This window comes from uncultured Dysgonomonas sp., assembly GCF_900079725.1.
Classification (GTDB): Bacteria; Bacteroidota; Bacteroidia; order Bacteroidales; family Dysgonomonadaceae; genus Dysgonomonas.
The window spans coordinates 1,187,464-1,213,035 of the sequence record NZ_LT599032.1 but is presented as its reverse complement, the minus strand read 5'-3'; the positions used below and the strand labels follow the sequence as shown (position 1 = coordinate 1,213,035).

At 40.3% G+C, this 25,572-nt stretch carries 22 protein-coding genes; 9 read left to right on the top strand and 13 right to left on the bottom strand.

Features of this window, described 5'->3' with window-relative positions; all coding sequences use genetic code 11:
- Positions 1-11 precede the first annotated feature (11 nt).
- The gene (locus QZL88_RS05310) at positions 12-923 is read right to left on the bottom strand and encodes a LysR family transcriptional regulator (protein WP_296938991.1); all 912 of its coding nucleotides are present in this window, start codon (positions 921-923) and stop codon (positions 12-14) included.
- A gap of 221 nt (positions 924-1,144) precedes the next feature.
- Between QZL88_RS05310 and QZL88_RS05305 the strand changes: the two genes are divergently transcribed.
- Together QZL88_RS05305 and ygiD are read left to right on the top strand one after the other, a co-directional pair.
- Entirely contained in the window at positions 1,145-1,801 is a 657-nt protein-coding gene (locus tag QZL88_RS05305) for a YceI family protein (RefSeq protein WP_296938990.1), read from the top strand.
- A gap of 680 nt (positions 1,802-2,481) precedes the next feature.
- Positions 2,482-3,312 carry a 4,5-DOPA dioxygenase extradiol gene (gene ygiD, locus QZL88_RS05300; RefSeq protein WP_296938989.1) on the top strand — a complete coding sequence of 277 codons (831 nt, stop codon included), beginning with the start codon at positions 2,482-2,484 and terminating at the stop codon, positions 3,310-3,312.
- A gap of 4 nt (positions 3,313-3,316) precedes the next feature.
- Here ygiD and QZL88_RS05295 read toward each other — a convergent pair whose 3' ends face one another.
- From QZL88_RS05295 to QZL88_RS05275, 5 genes are all read right to left on the bottom strand, one after another.
- Entirely contained in the window at positions 3,317-4,186 is an 870-nt protein-coding gene (locus QZL88_RS05295) for a cation diffusion facilitator family transporter (protein WP_296938987.1), read from the bottom strand.
- A gap of 53 nt (positions 4,187-4,239) precedes the next feature.
- Positions 4,240-5,169 carry a hypothetical protein gene (locus QZL88_RS05290; RefSeq protein ID WP_296938986.1) on the bottom strand — a complete coding sequence of 310 codons (930 nt, stop codon included), beginning with the start codon at positions 5,167-5,169 and terminating at the stop codon, positions 4,240-4,242.
- Positions 5,170-5,175: 6 nt separating this feature from the next.
- A complete protein-coding gene (locus QZL88_RS05285) occupies positions 5,176-5,883 on the bottom strand; it encodes a histidine phosphatase family protein (protein WP_296938985.1) in 708 nt (235 codons plus the stop codon).
- Between the two features lie 61 nt (positions 5,884-5,944).
- The gene (locus tag QZL88_RS05280; RefSeq protein ID WP_296938984.1) at positions 5,945-6,355 is read right to left on the bottom strand and encodes an acyl-CoA thioesterase; all 411 of its coding nucleotides are present in this window, start codon (positions 6,353-6,355) and stop codon (positions 5,945-5,947) included.
- A 10-nt stretch (positions 6,356-6,365) separates the two neighbouring features.
- Positions 6,366-6,776: an acyl-CoA thioesterase gene (locus tag QZL88_RS05275; RefSeq protein WP_296938983.1), complete on the bottom strand. Its 411-nt coding sequence runs from the start codon at positions 6,774-6,776 to the stop codon at positions 6,366-6,368.
- Positions 6,777-6,935: 159 nt separating this feature from the next.
- Between QZL88_RS05275 and QZL88_RS05270 the strand changes: the two genes are divergently transcribed.
- Positions 6,936-8,102 (top strand): DUF418 domain-containing protein, encoded by a 1,167-nt coding sequence (locus QZL88_RS05270; protein WP_296938982.1) that lies wholly within the window; start codon positions 6,936-6,938, stop codon positions 8,100-8,102.
- 58 nt (positions 8,103-8,160) lie between these two features.
- Here the strand turns inward: QZL88_RS05270 and QZL88_RS05265 are convergent, their stop codons facing one another.
- The 3 genes from QZL88_RS05265 to rluF form a co-directional block, all read right to left on the bottom strand.
- Entirely contained in the window at positions 8,161-9,639 is a 1,479-nt protein-coding gene (locus QZL88_RS05265; protein ID WP_296938981.1) for a hypothetical protein, read from the bottom strand.
- 118 nt (positions 9,640-9,757) lie between these two features.
- Positions 9,758-13,450 (bottom strand): phosphoribosylformylglycinamidine synthase, encoded by a 3,693-nt coding sequence (purL, locus tag QZL88_RS05260; RefSeq protein WP_296938980.1) that lies wholly within the window; start codon positions 13,448-13,450, stop codon positions 9,758-9,760.
- Between the two features lie 246 nt (positions 13,451-13,696).
- Positions 13,697-14,725: a 23S rRNA pseudouridine(2604) synthase RluF gene (rluF, locus tag QZL88_RS05255; RefSeq protein WP_296938979.1), complete on the bottom strand. Its 1,029-nt coding sequence runs from the start codon at positions 14,723-14,725 to the stop codon at positions 13,697-13,699.
- 704 nt (positions 14,726-15,429) lie between these two features.
- Between rluF and QZL88_RS05250 the strand changes: the two genes are divergently transcribed.
- The 3 genes from QZL88_RS05250 to dprA all read left to right on the top strand — a co-directional run bounded on the left by QZL88_RS05250 (position 15,430) and on the right by dprA (position 18,619).
- Entirely contained in the window at positions 15,430-16,749 is a 1,320-nt protein-coding gene (locus QZL88_RS05250; protein WP_296938978.1) for a UDP-glucose/GDP-mannose dehydrogenase family protein, read from the top strand.
- A 76-nt stretch (positions 16,750-16,825) separates the two neighbouring features.
- Positions 16,826-17,497 (top strand): ABC transporter ATP-binding protein, encoded by a 672-nt coding sequence (locus tag QZL88_RS05245; RefSeq protein WP_296938977.1) that lies wholly within the window; start codon positions 16,826-16,828, stop codon positions 17,495-17,497.
- Positions 17,498-18,619 carry a DNA-processing protein DprA gene (dprA, locus tag QZL88_RS05240; protein WP_296938976.1) on the top strand — a complete coding sequence of 374 codons (1,122 nt, stop codon included), beginning with the start codon at positions 17,498-17,500 and terminating at the stop codon, positions 18,617-18,619. It begins immediately after the preceding gene.
- A 33-nt stretch (positions 18,620-18,652) separates the two neighbouring features.
- Here the strand turns inward: dprA and QZL88_RS05235 are convergent, their stop codons facing one another.
- The 3 genes from QZL88_RS05235 to QZL88_RS05225 form a co-directional block, all read right to left on the bottom strand.
- Positions 18,653-19,300: a DUF1349 domain-containing protein gene (locus QZL88_RS05235; protein WP_296938974.1), complete on the bottom strand. Its 648-nt coding sequence runs from the start codon at positions 19,298-19,300 to the stop codon at positions 18,653-18,655.
- Between the two features lie 9 nt (positions 19,301-19,309).
- Positions 19,310-20,095, bottom strand: coding sequence for an IclR family transcriptional regulator (locus QZL88_RS05230; protein ID WP_296938973.1), 786 nt, complete (start codon positions 20,093-20,095; stop codon positions 19,310-19,312).
- 182 nt (positions 20,096-20,277) lie between these two features.
- The gene (locus QZL88_RS05225) at positions 20,278-22,788 is read right to left on the bottom strand and encodes an outer membrane beta-barrel family protein (RefSeq protein WP_296938972.1); all 2,511 of its coding nucleotides are present in this window, start codon (positions 22,786-22,788) and stop codon (positions 20,278-20,280) included.
- A 346-nt stretch (positions 22,789-23,134) separates the two neighbouring features.
- On the opposite strand from QZL88_RS05225, the gene QZL88_RS05220 reads away from it, so the two are divergent.
- Complete coding sequence (locus QZL88_RS05220) at positions 23,135-23,347, top strand: hypothetical protein (protein WP_296938971.1); 213 nt, start codon at positions 23,135-23,137, stop codon at positions 23,345-23,347.
- Between the two features lie 116 nt (positions 23,348-23,463).
- Here QZL88_RS05220 and QZL88_RS05215 read toward each other — a convergent pair whose 3' ends face one another.
- On the bottom strand, positions 23,464-23,889 hold the full coding sequence (locus QZL88_RS05215) for a DUF6249 domain-containing protein (protein WP_296938970.1): 426 nt from the start codon (positions 23,887-23,889) through the stop codon (positions 23,464-23,466).
- A gap of 750 nt (positions 23,890-24,639) precedes the next feature.
- On the opposite strand from QZL88_RS05215, the gene QZL88_RS05210 reads away from it, so the two are divergent.
- Complete coding sequence (locus QZL88_RS05210) at positions 24,640-25,194, top strand: sigma-70 family RNA polymerase sigma factor (protein WP_296938969.1); 555 nt, start codon at positions 24,640-24,642, stop codon at positions 25,192-25,194.
- Positions 25,191-25,571, top strand: a complete 381-nt coding sequence (locus QZL88_RS05205; RefSeq protein ID WP_006798413.1) for a hypothetical protein — start codon at positions 25,191-25,193, stop codon at positions 25,569-25,571. Before QZL88_RS05210 ends, QZL88_RS05205 begins: the two co-directional genes overlap by 4 nt.
- Position 25,572: the final 1 nt, after the last annotated feature.

Here is a 25,572-nt window from a genome sequence, read left to right as displayed (position 1 = left end):
GCAGGTAGCATTTAATCAGTAGTGTTGATATATGTTTTTATAAAGGTTCTTACTTTTTCTACATATTGGGGTTGTATTTTATCCTTATTGTATGCCAGATAAAGAGTATTTGTTGCAGGTATATTTCCTTTCCAGAGTATTTTTACTAATCCTTTCTCCAGGGCTTTGCCGGCAATTAAGTCGGACGATGCAGCCAGTACATCACTATTTCCTACGGCCCGTAGTATGGCGTCATTGTCGGGTATAGTGGCATGTAGTTTGAGTATAGGACGTTTCTTGAAATTCTCCCGCCAGAATCTTCTGACTAATGCCAGATCAGTACTGTACGCAATCCATTTCTGAGTCTTAAGCCATTTCTCTATATCTTCTACATTATTCTTTTCTGCACAGGCATCAAAATCAGTCGTATCCATAGCCGGATTGCATACAATCATAAACGATTCGGTGAATAAGGCTTCATAGGTAAGATTATCCGCCGATTTATTCTGTCGTGTGATTATGGCTATATCGAGATCATGGCTGATAACTTTTTCGGTCAGAGTATCGGCAAGACCATATTCTACTGTAAGATGGAGGTCTTTCTGATTACCTACATGTTCGGCCAGATAATCATTAAAGATTTCGGCAGGTGTACCTAAACGAATGCTAGGGGCCTTATTCAGAACGGTACGCTTAAATTCGGTTTCTACCCGCTCCAGATTGTCTATCGATTCCACTATTTGTGTATAGAGCTGTTTGCCATATTCGGTGGGCATCATTTTCCGGGGCAGCCTTACAAATAACTGTTGTCCGATATAGCTTTCCAACGACGCCAGTTGGATGCTCATATTAGGTTGGGATATCATCAACTCTTGCGCGGCCCGTGTTAGTGTTCCGTACTGATAGATTGCTTTGAATGTTCTGTACCATTCCAGATTGACCATAAAATAATTCTGATTTATAGTTTTATAGAGTGAACATGTCGTATATCAAATCTGTTTACTCTTTAGTTATAGATATTTATTTAATTGATTTATTCTGCAAATCTATTAATTTTTTTATAATTATATATCAATATAACTATTTTGATAATAGAATAAAGTATTTTAACTTTGCGACATATTTAAATCAAAAATTATATTAATATTAAAAAAGGAAATTAAAAATGAAAACATATTTATTGGCAATCGCATCATTGATATTCGTAGCATCGTGCAACAACGCTGCTAAAAATAAAGTGGAAGGTACAGACGCTCAGGCAGCAGCATCGGGAACCGGAGTTGAACTAACGGTAGACCCTTCAGCTTCATCTATTCATTGGGTAGGATCTAAAGTAGGAGGTTCTCATCACGGAACAATCGGTATAAAGAGTGGTAGCCTTGCTGTTAATGGAGAGGCAGTGGCTTCGGGTTCGTTCGTAATAGATATGAATGCAATTGTAGATGAAGATCTTACTGAAGCTAAGATGAACGAAATGTTGGTAAATCACCTGAAGAGTGAAGATTTCTTCGATGTTGCAAAATATCCTGAAAGTACTTTCACTATTACTAAAGTAGAGGCTCTGGCAACGCCAAACGACAGTGTAAACTATACGGTTAGCGGAAATCTGAAGCTGAAAGATGTGGAAAAGAATATCTCTTTCGGTGCAAAAGTTACAAAAGAAGGTGAATTGTATAAGGCCGTTACCGTTCCGTTTACTATCGACCGTACTCAATGGAATGTAAAATATGGTTCAAAAACTTTGTTTGCCAATCTGAAAGAAAATATTGTAAACGATAATATCGAATTGCAGATAACAGTTGTAGCAAAAGCGGCTCAATAATACATTAAACGGTATTTTTATTATATACGGCTTTGACTATAGTGTCAAGGCCGTTATTTTATAAATTCTGCCAGTAAGTAGTTGAAGAGATTATTGTCGTATAAAAATGTTCTATTTTTCTACTGCGCGCAATTAAAATTGCTTGCATTCCTTTTGGCCTAAGCCCCAAAAGGAACCAAAAATGCTTTAGCGCCCCGCTTCAATGTCCGACCCATAACGGACTCAAAGGCTAAACAAAAAAACTCGCTCCGGGATGTATATAATACGCATCAGCGGATAAGTTCAAACACGTTTTTGTTTTTAACGCCTTTTTCGTCCTATGGGTGCCCCGTACTTAAAGCTAACGGCGCTGCTGACGCACGTGCGGCTAAAGCCCGGAGAGCCTTTGTCCTGTCGTCGCATCGCGATTCCGGCCTCGTCCCGCAGGCGGGGCACCCAATCCGTAAAGCGGAGGTGTAGGGCAAAATACGGTAGCTGCTATACCCTGTTGATAATCTGGCTAAAGATGATTCCGTATTATTTTGCCCCACCGAAGCTGCGGCTTTGGGTCGCCGGGGGATGCAGCCTTGATTTTTTGTTTCGTTTTGCATCAAGGCAAAATGAAAAACAAGACAGCAGGCGCGTTAGAAAAAATAGAGCGTTAAAATTCATCCACTGATTAGCTTAAATAACATAGATTTATGACACTAAAAGACTTACATAAACAAGCCATGCAGTTTCACGATACACCGCTTATGCCGGTTGTATTTGTAGGGCATGGCACACCCATGAATGCCGTTGAGGATAATGAGTTTGTACAGGCATGGACGAGCTTGGGGCAAGACCTTCCGCAACCGCAGGCTATCCTTTGTATTTCAGCTCATTGGGAAACACGTGGAACTTTCGTTACTGCCATGAGTGAACCTAAGACTATACACGATTTCTATGGCTTTCCCCGTGAATTGTTTGCCCAACAGTACCCTGCCCGGGGATCGAAAGAGCTGGCGGAGTTAGTAAGAGAACGTATAAACGATGTTGCCATCGGAGAAGATTACGAATGGGGACTCGACCACGGTAGCTGGAGCGTGTTGAAACATATTTATCCTTTGGCGGATATCCCGGTAGTGCAGATGAGTATCGACCATTTCAAAGGAATGCGATATCATTATGATCTGGGACGGGAACTGGCTTTTCTGCGTCGCAAAGGCGTTTTGGTGATAGGCAGTGGAAATATGATACATAACCTGAGGATGGTACGCGTCGAAGGGGATGATTTCAATACGGAATATGGTTATGATTGGGCTTTCGAGCTGAACGACTTATTCAAAGATAAGATATTGAACGGTGATTTCCATTCCCTGATAGATTATACCCGTTTGCATGACGCTGCCCGTCTGGCTATTCCTACTCCCGAACATTATATTCCGCTGCTTTATACGTTGGCTTTGAGGGAGAAAGATGAACCTGTCCGGATATTCAATGATAAAGTAATTGCGGGGTCGCTGAGTATGACCTCTCTTGTAATAGGTTAGAGGCTTATCTTGAAGGCTCTACATGTATGAGTATATCAGCTATTTCCGGCTTGTGGGTTATTAGCCTGCGCTTAAGTTCGTGGGCTATGTCATGACCCTCTTTTACTGTAATGTTCTTATCCACAATGATGTGTAAATCTACATAGTAAGACATTCCCGTTTTGCGGATGTGGCACTTTTCGGTATTTACCACACCGTCTACCATTTTGGAAAAGTTGCTGATATCGTTGGCCATATCTGTATACATATCTTTATCCATCATTTCTCCCCATGCGGGTTTCAGTATGCGATAGCTATTATAGAGAATAATAAATGCTGCGAATAATGCAGCCCAATCGTCAGCTGATTCATACCCTTCTCCTTTATAAATAGCGATGGATATTCCTATAAAAGCCGCGACAGAAGTAATAGCATCGCTGCGGTGATGCCAGGCATCGGCTTTGAGAGATGTGCTGTCTGTTTGTTTTGCTTTTCTTATTACCCATCTGTAAGAAGCCTCTTTCCATAATATAATTGCTCCCAATACGAATAATGTAAATAGTTTGGGGCCTTCGTGAGGTGTGCGTATATTCTCTATACTTTCAATAGCAATAATTGTAGCCGAAACGATAAGAAAACCAACAACAGCAAATGTTACAAGCGGCTCTATACGGCCATGCCCGTAAGGATGATCTTCATCGGCAGGTTTACTTGCATACTTTAAGCCTAAGAGAACGAGGATGGAAGAAAATATATCGGCGGTGGATTCAATAGCGTCGGCAATCAGGGCATAGGAATTTCCAAAATATCCGGCCAGCCATTTACATACCGCTAAAAGAGTATTACCTATTATACTAAAAATAGATGCCTTTTGAGCTGTCTGGGTCTTATCCATCTATCTATATTTAAATATACAGTTTTAAGTAATTGGAACTTAGTAACAGTTACTTATTTTGTACTCGTAATTTTATCTCCTCTGAAAGTCAGGTTTCCGGCAGGATAAAACCATTGTTCGGTATTTCCGCTTTCTTTTATTTCAGTAGGCTCACCCCATGCCAGACGGGTCATTTCCTTTGTCATCCCAACCCTTATTTTGTTTTGCAGGATACGGCGAAAATTATTTGCATTATATTTTCTTGTCAGTGCTGAGGCTTCAGCTGTGGTATATACTTTCTTTATACTCTCATTATTTAGTGTAACAGAATAGGGGACAACTGTTTTTATACCCTTTGCATTTTGCAGAACCAATGAAAGTTCATTAGTTGTATTATCCATTGTCACATCCGTACATTTCCATGTCTGCCCGGTGGTGAAAGTCAGAGACTTGCTTGTAACCAGATTACGCGACATTCTTAATATATCGTCCGATATTACATATTCTTTTCCGGTGAGTAATTCTTTCTGCTTTTCGAAGAAGCCTTTTACTATAAAAGGAAATGTATATTCAGATTCTGCGCTGTATTTATAGTACATTATATCTCCACTCGATAACTCTTGTAATTTCAGATAGAATTCGTCACTATAATCTTTTACTTCTGTTTTTGATTTCGGGTGTCGAATCACTTCTATTACATGAAAATACTTTCCTGCCAGGTCTTCGTAACGGGAATTGTAATTGTCGTTCGGCTTATATATATTCTTTTCGTCGTTCAGCAGGTCGTCGTCTTTCTTATATTTCAGTATAAAGCCGCTATATCCGAAAGATTGGGACGATTTATCCAGTCCTTTCAGATATAGTTCCTGCCCGGTGTATCCCATTGCATTTTTGCCCAGGAAATTAGCTGTACTATCATATGCAAATGTAGGTATTGTTTCTTTTTGCGCAAACAGAGCAATACTTGATAAGGCGAGAAATATTATTATATATACTTTTTTCATTGTTTTTTATATTGTAGCCGCTTCTTTTTTACCTTTTTCCACATAACTCATATCTGCCATCGATTCCACTGTAAACTTACCATCCTGATAAATGACTTTACATACAGCAGCATTTTCCAATGGCTTCTTGAATAATTTGTCTCCTCCCAAGCCTAATAACATAGCCAGTATGCTCATTCCGTGGGAGATAATCAATATATTAGCATCACCGTGCTGAGACTCATTCTTTGCTATTTCGAGAAGGCTTTCCTGTGTGCGTGCTTCTACTTGGGAGAAGTTTTCGGCCATGCCCATTTTATCCAGTTTTTTGACGGCATCGAGTACCTCCCGGTAGCTGATTTCTTTCTCCATAATCGCTTTAATCATGCTTTCGGAAGATGTGTGGTGGAGGTATAAAGCGGCACTGTTCCACATATGATGATTAAAGTCAGCCTCGAAACTACCAAAGCATGCTTCGCGCAATCCCGCGAGCTCAATCACAGGAATATCGTCCTGTCCTTTGGCTCCCAGAACTATCTTGGTAGTCTGTACAGTCCTGCGCAGATCGCTGCAGTAAGCAGTACGGAAATTTATATCGCTCATTCCGTAACCCAGATAACGGGCTACATCTATCCCTTCTTTTGTTAACGGTGAATCGCACCAACCCTGTACCCTGTCGAGGGTATTCATCATCGTCTTGCCGTGACGGGCAATGTATAACGTAATTTTACTCATTAAATATTTATTTTTTTATAGAAACTAACTTTAGCCCGTCCTTGGAGGAGTTGGGGAGGCTTTATTTATTCCAATCTATGTAATCTGCAAAAGCTTTGTCGAACATTTCGGGCGCAGAAACCTTACCATCCATCAAACAGACTACCTCTATAACAGCGCTGGCGCATAAAGTGTTGTCGGGCACACGGATTATTTGTTGATGAAAGTAATATCTGACGCCTTTGCGTTCTATGCTGACAGAGCAAATGAAGTGTTCTGAACCTCGCAAAGAATTCCTGTAATTGATATTTGCATTACGTACAACCGGGATAATATTAGCCTCAGTAAGATCACGCAATCGCAAACCGCATTTTTCCATCAGTTCGTGGCGGGTCGCTTCGAAGTAATGCAGGTAGATGGCATTGTTGACTACACCTTGCGAATCGCATTCGTAGTCGCGTACTTTCATGTTGTTTTCAAAAGTTAGAGCCATAATTTTATGTTTAGCTTGTTAGCAAATGTCCGAGAACTTTATCGAATAATTCAGGTTTTCCCACTTTCCCGTTTACCATACAGGCTGTTTCTACCCTCGCTGTCGAGCAGACTTTATTGTCTTTCAGACGAATGATTTTCTGATTGAAAATATAGCGGATGCCATCTTTTTCAATGGAATCGATAGTGCATACAAAGTCGTTGGCTCCGCGCAGGGAATGTTTGTACCGTATATAAACACTCACTACTACTGCATCTATACCTTGCTCATGTAATTCATAGAAATTCAATCCGTGTTGTTCCAGGAATTCGTGACGCACTACTTCGTAATAATGCTGGTAATTGGCATTATTTACTATGCCTTGTGCATCGCATTCGTAGTCGCGCACCTTCAATTTGTATTCAAATATGGATTCTGCCATACATTATTCAATTTATTTAAAGTGCAAATATACGATTTTCCGCTTTATCATTTTATCATTAGATAGATGGACTTCTATTAATATAATAATGGGGAAAGGCTGTGTTTCTAAATAATTATAATAGTTTTGTACTTTATTTCTATATAAAGCCCAATAATAATGAAAAATACTACAGCACGTATCAATGTTGTTGATGCATTGAGAGGGTTTGCCATTCTGGGGATTCTGATGATGCATAGCCTCGAACAATTTAATCTTTTTGATTATCCGGCAGTCGAAAACCGGTTGTTATTATTTTCCGATTCTGTTTTCAATAACTCCATACCTTTTCTCTTTGCAGGAAAGGCTTATGCAATATTCGCCCTGCTTTTCGGGTTGAGTTTTTTCATCCAGAATGATAATCAATTGCAGAAAGGGAAAGACTTCAGGGGAAGGTTTGCATGGCGGTTGGTACTTCTTTTTGGTTGGGGAGTAATTAATTCTATATTTTATACGGGGGATGTCCTCATTCTGTTTTCCATGCTTGGTTTTTTACTAATTATAACCACAAAGCTAGCAGATAGAACAGTGTTAATTCTGGCTGTTTTCTTTTTCTTAATGCCACTGCAATGGGGCAAAGTCATTTTTTACCTGTTCAATGCCGAATTACCTCTCGAGGCGCAGCCACATGTTCCTTTCTATCTGCAAACCCTGACTGTAATGAGGAGCGGTAATTTTATGGATATGGTTACAGGCGTTGTCAACAGCCAATTGTATAGCTTCCTGTGGTGGACATGCCAAGGCCGTGTATTTCAGGTAGCGGCATTGTTCTTGTTTGGTATGCTGATAGGTAGGAGGGGGCTCTTTGCTGACACTGAAAAAAATATCCGGTTCTGGGGTAAAACGCTTATGATAAGTATCGTCTGCTACTTTCCTTTGGCAGGGCTTATCCCTATAATGAATACGTTTGTCGAAAACCCGAATGTACAGCATCAATTAAGTATTGTTCTTGGTTGCTATTCGTCTTTTGCTTTTTTGTGTATACTCATTTCTTTATTCGTGCTTTTCTATTACAAAAGTACTTTCAGAAAGTGGTTGTCTAAATTAGAGCCTTATGGAAAAATGAGTTTGACGATGTATATTTCCCAATCTGTAATAGGAGGATTTATATTTTACAATTGGGGATTGGGGCTGGCTAAAGAATTATCGGTAACTTTCTCCATCTTAGTGGGGCTTGGTATTTTTGCCATTCAGTATACATTTGCATACTTCTGGCTGAAAAAGCACAGGCATGGCCCATTGGAATATATTTGGAAAAAGGCGACATGGATTGGTGCAAAGAAGTAACTTTGGTATATCCGTAATAAAAAAATAAGGTGCAAGTATCATACTTGCACCTTATTTTTTATTCTTTATTCTTCCCTTTCTTATATGTAATTATCCGATTGTACAATATATATACAACTCCGAAGAAAACAGCGTTCATCGGTATCCAGAATCGTGTGGAAACGGGACTGGCAAACGTGGTAGCAGCATAATATATTATTCCTACTGTGGCGATTATACAGAATATCTTGCGCTCATTCTCTCCCCATACCAACTGTTTTCTCCATACTATGGAAAGTACAGCAGCTACGGCGATAATAAGCCATGTAATGAGGAAGGATATTGTTATCGGTTTATCTAAATAATCACTATAAAGGGTGTATTTAGCATCCATATTAGTATCCTCAGGAATTTTGTACCATTCCAATACATTTTTCATATTTATAGGATAATACTTCCCGATAATTTCGTGGTGGTCGGGATAGAATACTTCCTTACTGTTTGGCAGATAATAGTATCGTGCAAACTGCAAAGGATAGTGGCTGATAATATAAGTGCCATATTCTTTGTAATTGCGGCTTCCCAGCCATATCCACGAAGGTGAATACCCTTGTCTAGTCTGCTGGATATATGAAAACATAAACTGCTTCAGCGGCAGGTCGTTTATCCACATAAATGCGGCAACGGCTTCCGAGCCGTCTTTTGTCCGTTCTTTTATTACATCGGTTTGCGTGAGCATATACTGATGCAATATTCTCATTTCGGGGTCTTTTATCTTTTCAGGCTTCAGGTCTATGTAAGGCACTACATGCATAGCGTTGTTTGCCAGTTGCCATCCATCGAATCCTGTCGAAAACTGGTTGAATCCCGTAGTTTTACGCATGTCATTTTTTACCTGATTGTAAAAAATGAGTGTTACGGCCAGTGTCATAGCTATGCCTATCCAGCGCATCTTTCCTTTTACCATAAAGAAAAAGCATACAAACAGCACAGGGAACATAATGGCCGAATAGCGAATATGCAAAGCGAAGAATAATGACAGGACGAACAGGCAAAGTGCTACCCATCCCTGTATCTTGATAAAGTAGATGAACGATGCCAGCATAAAATAGATCATTATGGCAAACAGCAAGTCGCTCATCAATGCATTCGACATATACAACGCAACCGGGCTGAAAACAAACAGAAACAACAGAATTCGCCAGAATATAGAGCTTATAGGCGGAATTACATATTTCAATACAAAGGAAAATGCTGCAACCGAAAAGAAATACAATATAGTTTGTACAATAAATACCGCATGGATACTGCCGGATATGGCATGCACTATCTGCAGGAAGTATGAATATCCGAACGGGCGGTAGAAAGTAAACATATCTTCAGCGGCCGCATGCACATACGTACCCGAATCGGAAATCGTAGCAGGGTAAGGATAGCATATTTTCAGTACGATATATCCGATTATACAACTAAGGATTAGTATAATCCAGTCTATTCGTTGCTCTTTCGCTTTCAGTAACGAAAAGAAAGAGGTTGATGTATCGTTGTTTTTAGTCATTGGTGCAAGGATATGATTTACAATTATAAGGATAAAAGGCACAGGCTGTAAACCCATGCCTTTTTATTATCTTAGCTTATACTCTCATTGCAAGTCCCCCTTGGGGGATTTAGGGGGCTCATTCACTTTTCACTTTCTTCACCCACTCCCTTGCATTTACAAATGCCTCCATCCAAGGAGTAAAATCATCTTTACGATGTTCGAAAGGATGGTGCCCGCATTGCCAAGGGAATAGAGAACGTTCGAGGTGAGGCATCATTGCCAGATGGCGTCCGTCTTTCGAAACAACACCGGTGACGTTATAGTCGGAACCGTTTGGATTTCCCGGATATTCACTGTAGATGTATTTGGCAACTACATTATACTCGGATTCAGACTTCGGCATTGCAAAACGTCCTTCGCCATGTACTGACCATATACCCAATGTACTACCTGATAGTGAACCCAACATAACAGAGTTATTCTGTGGAATTTCTACGCTTACATAAGTCGATTCGAACTTATGCGATGTGTTGTGTTCCATTTTCGGGTGTTTGTCATGTTCGGGATAAATGAGGTCGAGTTCCATCATCAGCTGGCAACCGTTACATACTCCGAGGCTCAGTGTATCTTTGCGTTCGTAATATTTACGAAGGGTCTCTTTTGCTCTATCGTTGTAGATAAAACTACCGGCCCATCCTTTTGCCGAACCAAGTACATCCGAGTTGGAAAATCCTCCGCAGAATACAATCAGATTGATGTCTTCCAACGTTTCACGTCCCGAAGCTAAATCGGTCATATGTACGTCCCTTACGTCAAAACCGGCAAGATGGAGGGAATAAGCCATTTCACGTTCGCTGTTTGTACCTTTTTCGCGTATAACAGCAGCTTTCAACCCTGTTGGGGCAGTTCTATTAGGGTCGATTCCGTATTGAGCAAATTTACCTGAAAACGAAGGGTTGAACTTGAATTGAAGCGGTTGCTTCTTATAGTTTTCGAAACGTTCTAAAGCCAGTTTTTCGGTGCTCTGCTTCCTATCGAGAAGGTATGATGGTTCATACCATGCATCACGCAGTTCGTCTATATTGAATTCCTGGCTGAAAGCATCCTTTTGGATAACGAATTTGCGCTCTTCTATCGGGCGGGCAACGATGGCGAAACCAATACCGTAATCGTCCAGTATTTTTTCCACCAGATGGTGATGTTTCACCTGAATTAGGATACCCGGATTTTCAGAGAATAACACTTTAATCAGGTCTGCATGGTGCAGTTTGTCGAGACGTGCTTCGAGTCCTCCCTGCGGATTGGCAAAACACATTTCCAGCATGGCTGTTACAAGTCCTCCGGCAGATATATCGTGTCCGGCAAGTACCAGTCCCCTGTCTATCAGTTCCTGCACTGCATTGAATGCGTTTTTGAAATATTCAGGGTCTTTCACGGTCGGAACTTCTTCACCCAGCTTGCTCATTGTTTGAGCGAAAGCAGAACCTCCAAGTTTGAAGGTGTCGAAAGAAAAATCGATATAATAAAGGTAAGTACCTTTGATATATGCCAATACCGGAGATACGATCTTGCGGATATTTTTCACTTCACCCGCAGCCGATATAATCACAGTACCCGGTGAATATACTTTGTCATCTCCATATTTCTGTGTCATCGACAGAGAGTCTTTGCCTGTCGGGATGTTTATTCCCAGTTCGCAGGCAAATTCTGAACAAGCCTCTACTGCTTTATATAATCTTGCGTCTTCTCCCGGATTCTTGCAAGGCCACATCCAGTTTGCACTCAATGAAATTCCTTTCAGTCCATCCTCGATCGGGGCGAAGATGATGTTAGTCAACGATTCGGCTATTGCCAGTACAGAACCTGCAGCAGGGTCTACCATCGCAGCCTGTGGTGCATGACCTATAGATGTGGCGATACCAGCCTTCCCTTTATAATCGAGGGCTACAGCACCAAGGTCGCTTAGCGGCAACTGGATTTCTCCCTGTGTTTGCTGGCGTGCAACCTTACCTGTAACCGAACGGTCTACTTTATTTGTCAACCAGTCTTTGCAGGCAACAGCTTCCAGTTGAAGTACGTTCTTTATATATTCTTCCAGTTTGGATAGATCATATTCAGGATTTGCATAAACCTCGTCGATTGTCTCGTCGCGCATGATTGTTTTCGGCGCTTTTCCGAAGAAGTCTTCCAGTTTAAGGTCGATAGGACGTTTGCCGTCAGCCTGTTCGAAAACAAATTTCATATCGTTTGTGGTTTCTCCTACAACATACATAGGAGAGCGTTCGCGTTCCGCAATGCGTTTAATCCTGTCGGCAGCGTCGGCAGGGATAAGCAAGCCCATACGTTCCTGGCTCTCATTTCCTACAATTTCTTTTGACGATAGGGTAGGGTCGCCGATAGGAAGTTTGGATATGTCTATTTTTCCTCCGGTAGCTTCTACAAGCTCCGAAAGACAGTTCAGGTGTCCTCCTGCACCGTGGTCGTGAATGGAGACAACCGGATTGTTATCCGACTCAGCCAATGCACGTATCACATTTGCAGTACGTTTCTGCATTTCGGGATTGGCACGTTGTACGGCGTTCAGTTCTATACCGCTTGAGTATTGTCCTGTATCTACTGACGATACAGCGCCTCCACCCATACCGATGCGATAATTGTCTCCTCCGAGGATAACCACTTTTTCGCCAGGTTTCGGTTCGCCTTTCAGCGCGTCGCGTTTGTTCGCAAAGCCGACACCACCGGCAAGCATGATTACTTTATCGTATGCAAATTTCTTTTGGTTTTCCTGATGCTCGAATGTAAGTAAGGAACCGCAGATAAGCGGTTGCCCGAATTTGTTTCCGAAATCGGACGCTCCGTTCGATGCCTTGATAAGTATTTCTTCCGGTGTTTGGTATAGCCAAGGGCGCTCCGGCATAGTTTCTTCCCATGCTTTACCTGCTTTTGTGCGTGGGTAGGATGTCATATATACGGCAGTTCCCGCAATTGGCAGGGATGCCTTTCCTCCGCCCAGACGGTCACGGATTTCACCTCCCGAACCGGTAGCAGCGCCATTGAAAGGCTCTACGGTAGTAGGGAAGTTATGGGTCTCGGCTTTCAGAGAGATAACCGATTTGATTGTTTTTTTCTGATAAAGGCTTGGTTCTTCTCCTTTTTCCGGTGCAAATTGTTCTATCTCCGGTCCCTGGCTGAAGGCTACATTGTCTTTGTATGCCGATACCAGCTTGTTGGGGTTTACCTGCGATGTTTTCTTTATTAATTTGAAAAGCGAACTTTCTTTTTCTTCTCCGTCGATGATAAATGTACCGTTGAAAATCTTGTGACGGCAATGTTCCGAATTTACCTGTGAGAATCCGAATACTTCGCTGTCGGTCAGTTTCCTGTTCAGTCTTTTGCTTACTTCGTTCAGATATTCTATTTCATCTTCGCTAAGGGCAAGGCCTTCCTGCTTATTGTATGTTTCTATATCATCTATTTCGATAATGGGTTCAGGTTGTTTGTAAATATTGAATATTTCCTGATTAAGCCCGTCATAGATGCGTTGAAGCATCGGGTCGTGTTTAGCATCGTTTGTATCTGCCGGAAAAAATTCCTCGATACGTACGATTCCGTCGATACCCATATTCTGCGTGATCTCCACAGCATTGGTGCTCCATGGTGTAATCATTTCGCGGCGCGGTCCAACAAAAAAGCCCGGAACATTTTCTGCTTCGAGCAAGGTTGCACCACTGAATGCCCATGTGAGGCGTTGGATAAAATCGGCGTTAAGACTTGAGTTTGTTTGAACAGCAATGATGTTCTTGGAAGGGGTTTGAAAGAAGGAAACCATATTTTTATTTCAAGTTAATAAATTGACTTTTTAATAGGCATACAAAGGTAGTGAAAAGAATTATAAATAATATAAATATTTAAGGTAAAGGAGTCAAAAATATAATCATTGTCAGGGTATATTGTAGGGGTGAATAACATTCGCCCGGAATGAAAGAAATCTGCGGGCGAAAGATTTTTCGCCCCTGCCCACAATATCTGGATTTTGATGTATTTATCCTAAATTAAACTATAAAAGAAAATGACTCTAGTTCAGAGGTTTCTTTTTAGATTTGCTCTTTGGTTTCGGTTTTGATCCCCCTTTTGGTTTGTTCGCAGCTACTTTTTGCTTGCCTACACGTAGTCCGCTGGCAGGTTTGCCTTTTCGTTTGGGTTTTGCCTTTTGTTCACTTTCGTCAGAGGGGGCAGCAGGGATATTTGAAGTCTTTTTATTGGTACTACTAGGTTTATTTACTTTGTCAGTTTTTCCATACTTTGCAGCAATGCTGGCTTTTCTGTAATCAGTCTTTATATCGAATTCTTCAAGGGCTTTATTAAAAGCCTTATTACTCGGAGCCTTAGCCGTCTGAGTTTTTTCGGAGTTTTCCAGCATATCGAAAAGTCCTTCCAGCTCAGTCTGTGTCAGGTTGCGCCAGTTGCCTTGTCCCAGATCGCCGAGTTTGATATTCATTATCTGTATGCGTTCCAGTTTGAGTACCTCATAGTCGAAATATTCGCACATACGTCTGATCTGCCTGTTTAGTCCCTGTATAAGCGATATGCGAAACATGTAAGGGTTTATCTCTACTATTTCGCATCGGCGGGTAACGCGGTCCAGTATAGGCACGCCCTGTGCCATGCGTGTAAGAAAGTCTTTTGTAATAGGGCGGTTTACTTTTACAAGGTAATCTTTTTTATGATTGTTTCCTGCACGCAATATTTTATTTACGATGTCACCATCATTAGTTAACAGGATTAACCCCTGAGAATCTTTATCAAGTCGTCCGATAGGAAATATCCGTTGTTCGTGCCGGATGAAATTAATAATGTTATCCCTTTCCTGCGGGTCGGTAGTGCTGACGATACCTACCGGCTTGTTGAAAGCGATGTACACCGGCTCGATTTTATTAACGATGAGTTCTCCGTTTACCTTCACTTTCTGCCCCGGCAGAACCCGCATTCCCACTTGGGCGCGTTTACCATTGATGGTCACACGGCCTTCTTCTATGAATCGGTCGGCTTCGCGTCGGGAGCAGAATCCGGAGTTGCTGATATATTTATTTAATCTGTATTCCATTTTTAGTATAAGTGATATCGGAGATTATTTTGTGCAAAGATAATTAATTTGTTTCTGTTTATTTATTTTGTTGGAATATTCATCGATAAAGCGAATAAGTGTTTGAAAACTTTATCTATACCGGTGGCTGATAGTTTTTAGATATTAGTGAATAGTTCTTTGAAAGAATGAACAGCCCCCTAAATCCCCCAAAGGGGACTTACAGAGAGGGTAGAAGTAATAAGTAAAAAAGTGTAACCTTTACATACGCTACGCTCCTGTGACCGTTGGTTGTTACCTTTTCAAAGTAGTAAGTATTGAGTAATAAGTATAAAGGAGTTCTAATTGTTGATTGTTTACTGCTAACTGTTTGCTGAAAAAAGTATTCTTTGTGTAACACTTTGTGTTCCTTGTGGTAAAGAGATTTAACCACTAAGTACACGAAGAAAATCACAAAGGGCATAAAGAACAAAAACTGTTACCTTTGTTACCTTTTTTTAATTATTCGGTAAAAATGGTTGGTAGTTAATTGGTTATGTAAATGGTTGCGAAGGGGGTGTTCTCTAATCTGATAATGTCTAAGATTTTCTAATTGGATTTGCACATTAATGCTTATGCGTATGTATTTACTAAAAATATATTATCTTTGTGCCAGAAAATCAAACCGATTAAGTTTATATATTATCACAAGTATTTATAAAACGCAAAAATAAAATTTATCATTAATGAAAATAGCAATTGTTGGTACGGGGTATGTGGGTCTTGTTACGGGGACTTGTTTTGCAGAGATGGGTACAGAAGTTTATTGTGTCGATATTGACCAAAAAAAGATTGAAAATCTGAAGAATGGTGTCATACCTATCTTTGAACCCGGACTGGATGAAATGGTGGAACGTAATCATAAAGCAGGGCGTTTACATTTTACTACTGACCTGAGTGCAATTCTTAACGATGTTAATATTGTGTTTTCAGCTGTGGGTACTCCTCCTGACGAAGATGGCAGTGCAGATCTTAAGTATGTACTTGAAGTTGCCCGTACGGTAGGGAAAAACCTAAATAAGTATATGGTGATTGTTACCAAAAGTACTGTACCCGTAGGGACAGCCAAATTGGTAAAAAAGACTATACAAGAAGAACTGGATAAAAGAGGTTTATCCGACTTGAAGTTCGATGTGGCTTCTAATCCTGAATTTCTGAAAGAAGGAGCAGCTATAACAGACTTTATGCAGCCCGACCGGGTAGTTGTGGGCGTAGAATCGGAAGAAGCTCAAAAACTGATGGAAAGGCTATATAAGCCATTTACATTGAATAATTACCGTATAATTTATACCGATATTCCTTCTGCAGAGATGATTAAGTATGCCGCTAATGCAATGCTCGCTACGCGTATCAGTTTTATGAATGATATAGCAAATCTTTGCGAAATTGTGGGAGCAGATGTAAATATGGTACGTAAAGGTATCGGTTCGGATGTCCGTATAGGCTCTAAATTCTTGTATTCCGGTTGTGGATATGGAGGCAGTTGTTTTCCTAAGGATGTGAAAGCGATTATAAAAACAGCGAATAAACTCGGGTATAAAATGGAAATACTTGAGGCAGTGGAAAATGTAAATGAACGCCAGAAAAATATTCTTTTTGATAAGTTAATGAAATATTACAATGGTGATATCAAAGGGAAAACCATAGCTGTATGGGGATTGGCTTTCAAGCCCAAAACAGATGATATGCGAGAAGCCCCGTCTCTTGTGCTGATAGATAAAATATTGAAAGCGGGAGGTAAAATAAGGGCGTATGATCCGGTAGCGATGGAAGAGGCGAAACATCAGAGACTCGGGGATACTATCGTGTATGCAAAAGATATTTATGATGCAACACTTGATGCAGATGCTATACTTATGGTAACAGAATGGAACGAATTCCGTTTGCCTACTTGGGAGGTTATCAAGAAAACAATGAATAAGCCTGTCGTTTTTGACGGGCGTAATATCTATAATAAGCAGGAAATGAATGATGCCGGATTCGATTATTTCGGAATAGGCATTTAGTAACCAAATAGAAAATAAAAAGGGCTACATGAAAGAAAAATGTTTTGTGTAGCCTTTTCTTTAAAAGAGCAAACAGATGATCGCAGTCGAAGGAATTACCAAAAGTTTTGGTTCTCTCAAAGTATTGAAAGGGATAGACCTCCGTGTAGAAAAAGGAGAGATAATATCGATAGTAGGTGCCAGTGGTGCAGGTAAAACCACTCTTCTGCAAATCATGGGGACGTTGGATAAGGCTGATAGCGGAACTGTTTATATTAATAATGAGAATCTGAGCAGGCTGAATGATTCCCGTCTTTCGGATTTTCGTAACAAAAATATCGGATTTGTATTTCAGTTTCACCAACTGTTACCGGAATTTACGGCATTGGAAAATGTAATGATCCCCGCCCTTATAGGTAAAGTTAAGGAATCGCAAGCCAAAGCCAAAGCGAAAGAACTTCTGGATATGCTCGGGCTATCGCTTCGTATGGAACATAAGCCAAATGAGTTGTCGGGAGGGGAAAAACAGCGGGTAGCCGTTGCGCGTGCGCTGATTAATGATCCGGCTGTGATACTTGCAGATGAGCCTTCGGGTAGTCTTGATACTGAAAATAAAGATGAACTACATCAATTGTTTTTCAAACTACGTGATACGCTTGGTCAGACTTTCGTTATTGTAACGCATGACGAGCACCTGGCCTCTATAACTGACCGCACCATCCATATGAAGGATGGCATGATATTAGAAAACCTGTCTGAAACTTTATAAATGAGTATATCTGCTGATAAGCGTCTTTATCAGATTGCCCTTACCCGGATATTAGGGGTGGGTGATATTACTGCGCGTAATCTGCTGCAGGTGCTAGGTGATGAAGAAGCAATATTCAGATCGGGCAGAAAATCACTATTAAGTATTCAGGGACTTCCGCCCAAACTTGTTGGAGAGATATTAAATCCGGAAGTATTGAATAGGGCAGAGAAAGAACTTGAATTTGTAGAAAAGAATGGTATTTCTACCTACTTTATCAGTGATAAAGATTACCCCTACCGTCTGAAAGATTGTGCCGATGCTCCGGTACTCTTTTATTTCAAAGGGAAAGCTGATTTTAATGCAGACAAGGTAATAAGCATTGTTGGTACCCGCAATTCAACGAATTATGGCAATAGCTTTTGCGATGTATTTTTAGAAAAGATATCCGCAGTATTACCCGATACACTTATTGTTAGCGGGCTTGCTTATGGGATAGATATACATGCCCACAGAGCTGCTCTCAAATATAACCTGTCCACTGTGGGAGTGCTTGCACATGGCCTGGATATGATTTATCCGGCTGTACATAGGCAAACAGCAGTTGACATGTTAGAAAAGGGAGGGTTACTTTCCGATTTTCCGAGCAAGACCGAGCCCGACCGTTATAACTTTGTTCGCCGAAACCGTATTGTGGCAGGTATGGCAGATGCTGTTATAGTTGTGGAATCGGACGAAAAAGGAGGCTCTCTGATAACTGCTGAGATTGCCGGCTCGTACTGTAAAGATATATTCGCTGTACCCGGCCGGATGTCGGACAGGTATTCGCGTGGATGCAATAAGCTGATAGCTTCGCACAAAGCGGATTTGTTCCAATCGACAGAATATTTCCTTCAGCAAATGGGTTGGGACGATGCATCGCAGAAAAAGAAGAAAATGCCGCGTCAGCAAGACCTGTTTGTCGTTCTGACAGACGAAGAAAAGGTCATTGCAGATAAACTGGCCACAACAGATTCGATACATATAGACCAACTGGCCAGAGAACTGAATATTCCGGCATATCAATTGTTTACCACTCTTCTGGAATTGGAAATGAAAGGACTGATAAAGAATCTGCCGGGCAATATGTATGCTCTTGCCTAAATAAAAAGGGACGAATATTATCGCCCCATTTTGTTATTGATTGTTCTTTAGCCATTGCAAACGCCGCTGATCCGGCAAATGAGTAACTTTGAAATTTTCGAATTTAGCGTCGAAGCCTTTCCCATCCGGGCATGCCGCCATTAGTCCCACCATAACGGGGATATTGTCTTGCAGATGGGCATTGCGCATCATTGTATAAGTTTTGTCATCGAAGGAATAGAAAACTTCCACGGCATCGAGCCTTCTTACTGCTTTGATCCAGACAAATGAAGGTGTATTATCCAATGTAATAACACTCCAGTCGCTTGTTTTGTGAGTAACGACCGTACTCAGATTAAACTTCCCATCAACAAATTCCACACCTGCTTTTATGTAATTTTCATGGTCTATACGAAGCATTAGCCCCATCTGGTCGAATCGGGCTTTATAATCGCCTGTGATTTTTACTTTCACCTCGAATTCACCGCCATAGGTTGCATAGTAAAAAGGTGCGTCATCTACTGTGAAGCCATAATGCGAGATACGCCAGTAATCGCTTTGCGGAGTAACGAACATACTTAATGTATTATTCTTTACTTCCCATTTTTCGGGTTCGTTGAACCATTGCATCTTTTCGAGGCTTTGAGCCATTGCTGACTGAACTGAGACAATTGCCAGAAGGCAAATGATAACTTTTTTCATCTTATTATTCTATTTTAATTTATGTTTATAGCCGATGTTTTGGGATATTTCCAACCCTGCATTACGAGTCTGCAAACCTACGCTTCTGACTTTGTCTTGTGATAGCCGTCCTGCCGGGCCTGATGTCCATATGCAGGCGATTGCATTGCCCCGTTCGTCGAAGATGGGTGCGGCGATACAATGTACTCCTTTTACTGTTTCATTCAGGTCGAGGGCATATCCGTCTGTAACAATTTTGTCGAGTTCCTTCTTTAATAGGCCTTTCTCTGTGATGGTATATTCGTTATGTGCTTCGAAATGGATTTCCGAAAGCTTCTCTTTTTGGTCTTTCTCAGGCATAAAGGCTAACAGGACTTTGCCCGGGGCAGTCGAATGTAGATTGAACCGCATTCCCTGTTGTAGGGTAAATACGAAATCGAGGTTACCTTGTACTTGTTTTATCAGAACTACTTCTGTATCCAAAAGTGTTCCTATCATGACTGATTCGCCCACCTTGTCTCGCAACCGTTTCATATATTCTTCCGATTTTTCTATAATGTCGTAACTGCTGACAGCGGTCAGTCCAAGCAATAGCAATTTGTGAGACAGAAAATAACGGAGACTGTCCGGTTCACGGCCTATATAACCCAGTAGGAGAAGATTGGTAGCTATTTTGTATATTGATGATTTGGGATAATTGAGGACACCTACTATCTCCTGCAGAGTTAATCCTTTAGGATACTTCGATAGGGATTCTAACAACTCCATCGCTTTGGTAATCATCGATATATTCGTTCTATCTCTATTTATAACCATATGTTTATATTTGTGAATCAGATTATTTTTATGTTTCTATATATGTATATAGTCTCTGTTTGTGTATAAATGTAATATTTATTATTTTTATTACAAATGAAAAATCGGTTTTTGATTTGTAATAAAACAAAAAGAGGCTTTTCTCATCTGAAAAGCCTCTGATATATTAATTAAGATGCCGACTAATTCTGTCCGCCTCCTTGTCCGCCTTGACCACCCTGATTACCTTGTCCGCCACCCATATTATCATCATTATTGATGCTTCGCTGAGCTTTCTTTATCTGGGCTTTCATCTCTCCGAATCGGAACGAGACAGAAACGCCGAATTGGCGCATCCTGCCGGTACTTAAAGATTCGGAGTAGAAGTCGTCGTTGCGTGTTATATTCTTAAACTCATTGTCCTTCTTGAATGGATTCTGGGCATAGGCTCGGAATTGCAATTTATCATTCATGAAACCTTTAGAGAAAGATAAGCTGTGAAAGAAGAAAGAAGGGCCTTCCCCTTGCAGGCTGATCTGACGACTAAAATAGCCTGTATTTATATACGCTTTAAAATTAAGCGGGAATGAATATTGTCCTCCGGCAAAAATGTTCCCGGTAAATCCACTGTTACTCATTTTTGTATTTGATAATGAATTGCTGTTGGACTTAATATCTACATATCTTCCCGACATATTGCTGTATATGCGTATTTTATCATTAGGACTCCAATTCACATATCCCGAAAGTCCGAAATTTTTTCGTTCCCCTATATTTTCATATGTAGTAGTTGCAACATCATTGCTGAGAGTAGTAATACTTTCAATACCATTATTTTCGAAATCATAGGACATATTCAGATTGAGGTTCAGTGTTCTGCTGAAAGATCCGAAGTTTATACTTAAATTATGGTTTTTAACCGCGTCCAGAGATGAATTACCAATTCTGATATTATTAGGGTTAGATGTATCTTCATATGGATTTAGTTGATAAATACCCGGGCGTTGTATACGCATATTGTAGCCAAAGCGGATGTTTTGCGTAGGTTTGAGCTGATAGGTAATTGTCGCCGACGGAACCAGATTTGAGTAATCGTTTTTAAAATTTTTGCTTTCATCTTTCGGAAACTTAGCTTCCAACCATGTGGCTTCGTAGCGCAAGCCTGTTTTCACTCCCCATTTTTGGAATTTTGCACTGTAACCTCCGTATGCAGCAAGAATATCTTGCTCGTGTTTGAATTTATCGTACATCTGTGGCTTATTAACCCAATCTCCGTCTGCATTGAGAAAGTCATAGCCACTGTTACTCTGATTGAGACGTATGATATATTTTACACCGGCCTCTAAATTATGAATCTTTCCGAATGGTGTGACAAAATCGGTTTGAAAGGTATGCTCTTTCATATCAGCGTCGGTAAACTGATTGTTCGTTTCTGCTGTTTCCGGAAGAGTACCATTTATGTGATTTACCGAGTTGTCTGATTTACTATCGTTCGGGCTAAGACTGAACCTGTATGAAGCAGTGAATAATTGATCTTTTTTCTTAAAGGTACGCTGGTAATCTACATTAACATCCGTTCCTCCATAGTTTTGTTTAGAGCGGCTGTCGAGTTCATATTTATATTGTGGAGTACGGTCATTTTTCAGCATCTCCGCAATTTGTTCGTTCGTTGATTTTCCTTCTCCAAAGTAACGATTAAAGCCTACATTGATAAGGTTAAGTGTGTCTAATTCGAAGCTGAGTTCACCGTTTCCATATTGTCCGTTTCCATTATTTTTAGAGAACCCGGTTTGAGATAAATATTTGAAGTCATCATTCTTAAAGTTTTCCCGATAGAAGGATGATTCACCTTTAGGGCGTTTATATTCATAATAATTGTATCCTCCGGTAAAGCCTACGATTCCTTGTTTCAACTGTAGGTAAGCGCCAGCACCGAATCCGCCCAGATCATCTACACGTCCGTTTAATGTAGCGGTATAGCCACCCATCGATGTGTTTTTCTGGGTTATAATATTAATAATCCCGGCAACGCCTTCCGCATCATATTTTGCCCCCGGGTCGGTAATAACTTCTATATCCTTTATAGAACTCGCCGGCATACTGCGCAATACATCTTTCGGATTGCTTGTGATCATATTCGAGGGTTTGCCGTTGAGGTATATTTTATAATTAGAGGAGCCTTTGAGTTGTATATTTTCTTCTCCGTCTACAGTTACCATAGGGACTTTCTTCAACATATCCAGCACGTTGTTGGTTTTAGCTTCCGGATCATCTTCCATACTATACGTGATTTTGTCCAAATCTACCTTCACTAGCGGTTTCTGAGCCGATATGACCACCTCCGACAGAGCCTGGGCATCATCAGGCATAAGGATTGTGCCTAGATCGAGTGTTTTTGCATTTCCGATTTCAATCGTTTTTGTAACCGTTTTTTTTCCGATAAATTCGGCTGTGAAAAGAAACTCGCCTTTTTTGTTCATAGTCAGCTGAAACTTTCCGTTGTCGTCACTGGCCACAGCTTTTAGCAATTGAGGAGTAGCTCCTTTGTCTGTTATTTTAATTGTGGCATAAGGCACTGTCTCATTTGTAAGAGAGTCTACCAATTGCCCTTTCACAAGAACATTTACGATATTGGCAGTCGGGGTACTAGTCTGGGCCGACATAGTTGAAAAACCTGTAATAAACAGGGCAATTAACAGGATACGGATTTTCATAAAGAAGTTTTTATATGTTTTTTTAGTTCAATTTGGGATGGCTAAGATATAAATTGATTTTACTTATCGATCCACCTTCTACGAATTTGTCGTAATAATTATATTTTTATCACTAAGTGTCGGCTTATTTTATTCTTTTTAACAAAATAATGTATTTGTTATATAAAAAAAGCGCCCATAAACAAAATCTGGCGCTTTAAGTATTATATAGTCACAAATGCTATTGGCAGATGGGCAACTCTTTGATATGGTATATTTTACCGTAAAGTTCGAGATGATGAACATTTACCGTGTCTATCTTAAATGTCATATCATTCTGGCGATCTCTGGATACATTTAAGTCGATATGGAGTATGTTGTCGTCATACCTGCTTGTGCTCCATCCTGTAATTCCATATCCGGGAATCTTGCTTTGGATGGATATAACAGTATCCTTTACATTGAAGCATATACTGAAATCATCAGCTGTTTTTCGGAGAAACCAGCCCTGACGGTTTCCCGCAAACTATACACCAAAGACGATTGCCAAAATAATAAGAGTGAACAATATCGGGGATAATCTATCTTTCATATTCAATAGATATTAAGGTCGCGGACCTATTTGTTACTTTGTTTAGAATGAATACAATAAGCAGTTAGATTGAAAATATGATATCACTAGATACTATCTTCTGCTTATTCTTCATTTCTTTTCGATTTCTTCTCGTTCTTTTGTTCCACAAAGTAGGCTATAACCAGTCCTATTCCACCAAAAACAGCTGCACATGCAGGATAAAGTACCGAAATGGTGTTCCTGAACTCGTGATACATTCTGCTGTCGGTGTCAGCCGGCGCTACAGCAAGTAGGTCAACAACGGTAGCAGTCACTACTCCCAATCCCACACCTACAAGTAGCAATCCGATGCGGATAGCCCATGATCCGACTATAATATCCCTGTATTTCTGTATATGCAGGGGATTGTTTAATATCTGCGGATCTATACCCGACGAAAGTTTCTCTATCATTGCCATACGTTCCCTGCGGCGTGCGAATAATTCGAATAAGCGGTAGACTCCATAAGTGATTATGCCTACAACGCATACAATTCCTATCATTTCCATAATTTCTAATTTTAGAAGTTAAACATTCTTGTTTTGTTCGTTTGTCCATTTTGACGCAGGGGTTACAGAAAGGTTACAAAATAAATGAAAAAATATTTATTGCCGGATTTCAATATTATATTAGCAGGGCAAACGCACGAAATATGTGTTTTTATGCAGAAAGTTTATCTATATCGATAGCTGTTAGCTTATAGTTCTTTGATGTATTGATAGCCCCAGGGGGGACTTACAATGAGAGTAAAAAGAATAAGTAGAAAAAGTGTAACCTTTGTTACCTTTTTAACAAGTAATGAGTTTTAAGTACTAAGTTGAAAGTTATATGAGATACGAGTAGACGAGGTACGAGATACAAGTTGTTGACTGTTGACTGTAAATAGTGTTCTTTGTGTAAATCTTTGCGCCTCTTGTGGTAAAGAGTTTTTAAACACTAAGTACACGAAGGAAATCACAAAGGACACAAAGGCTAAAAAGACTGTTACCTTTGTTACCTTTTAACTATATATGATTAATGGATGTAAAAATGACAGTACGGAAATAGTCCCAAAAGTGTCAGATGTGTCAGGTTTTAACTATATGCAGTTAATAAATGTGAATGAGGCCAATGGCTAAAATCCTCTATTTCGTGCGTTTGCCCTATTATATTAGGTCATAATTGTTATAGATAGATGGTGGCTATAAGCTTTAAAATGTTTTTCTGAAATTTTTTCATTTACATTTGTAACCTATTCAATCTTGTTGCGTCATACGGGTATGGCAGATTTTGATGACATTTATTATGTACGCCGGATCAAAGATGGTCATACTGATGCTTTCGTGCATATAGTACGCCGCTATCAGAGAATGGTATTTACCATTGTCAGCAAAATCGTTTCCCGCAAGGTAGACGCCGAAGATATTACACAGGAAGTATTTATCAAGGCGTTTCAGTTTCTGGATAAATTTCGTGAAGAGTCTGAATTTGCTACATGGCTATACCGCATCGCTTATAATACAACGATATCGGAATTGCGCAAGCGGAAACATGAATTTACAGCCATAGAAGATAATTTTGCCAATATGCCCGATGCGGAAATAGCTGATACAATTGACGAAATAAGTGTTGAAGATAAATTGCAATATCTGGATATAGTGCTCAAAAAGCTGCCTCCCGACGATGCTTTGCTGATCTCGATGTTTTATCTGAACAACCAGAGCATACAGCAGATAAGTGATATAACGAACAACAGTATCGCAAATGTGAAAGTAAAGTTGCACAGGATAAGAAAATTTATGAACTTTGAAATAAATAAACTCATACAATTATGAAAGCAGAAGAAAAAGACAAGCTCAGGAGTTTATTTCAGGAAGTGAAATTAGACGAGCCATCAGCCGATTTCGAAAACCGGTTGATGAAGCATGTCCATATAGCTGCTGCAAAGCAAACTAAACGGAGAAGTTTGAAGTCTACTCTGGCTATTGCCGGAGGAATTATCGGGATGCTCGGTATTCCCGCTCTTATTTTCTGGCTATTCGGCGTGGTGTCTATACCGGAATTAAAACCAGTGGAAATTGATCTGACATTTACCATGCCCGAGATGAAATTTGATCCGTTAATTATCTCCATAGCGTGTGTAGTACTCTTGCTTTTGATAGGCGATACATTGATCCGCCGTCGTATTTGGGAAAAAAAGCACAAGGACTAGA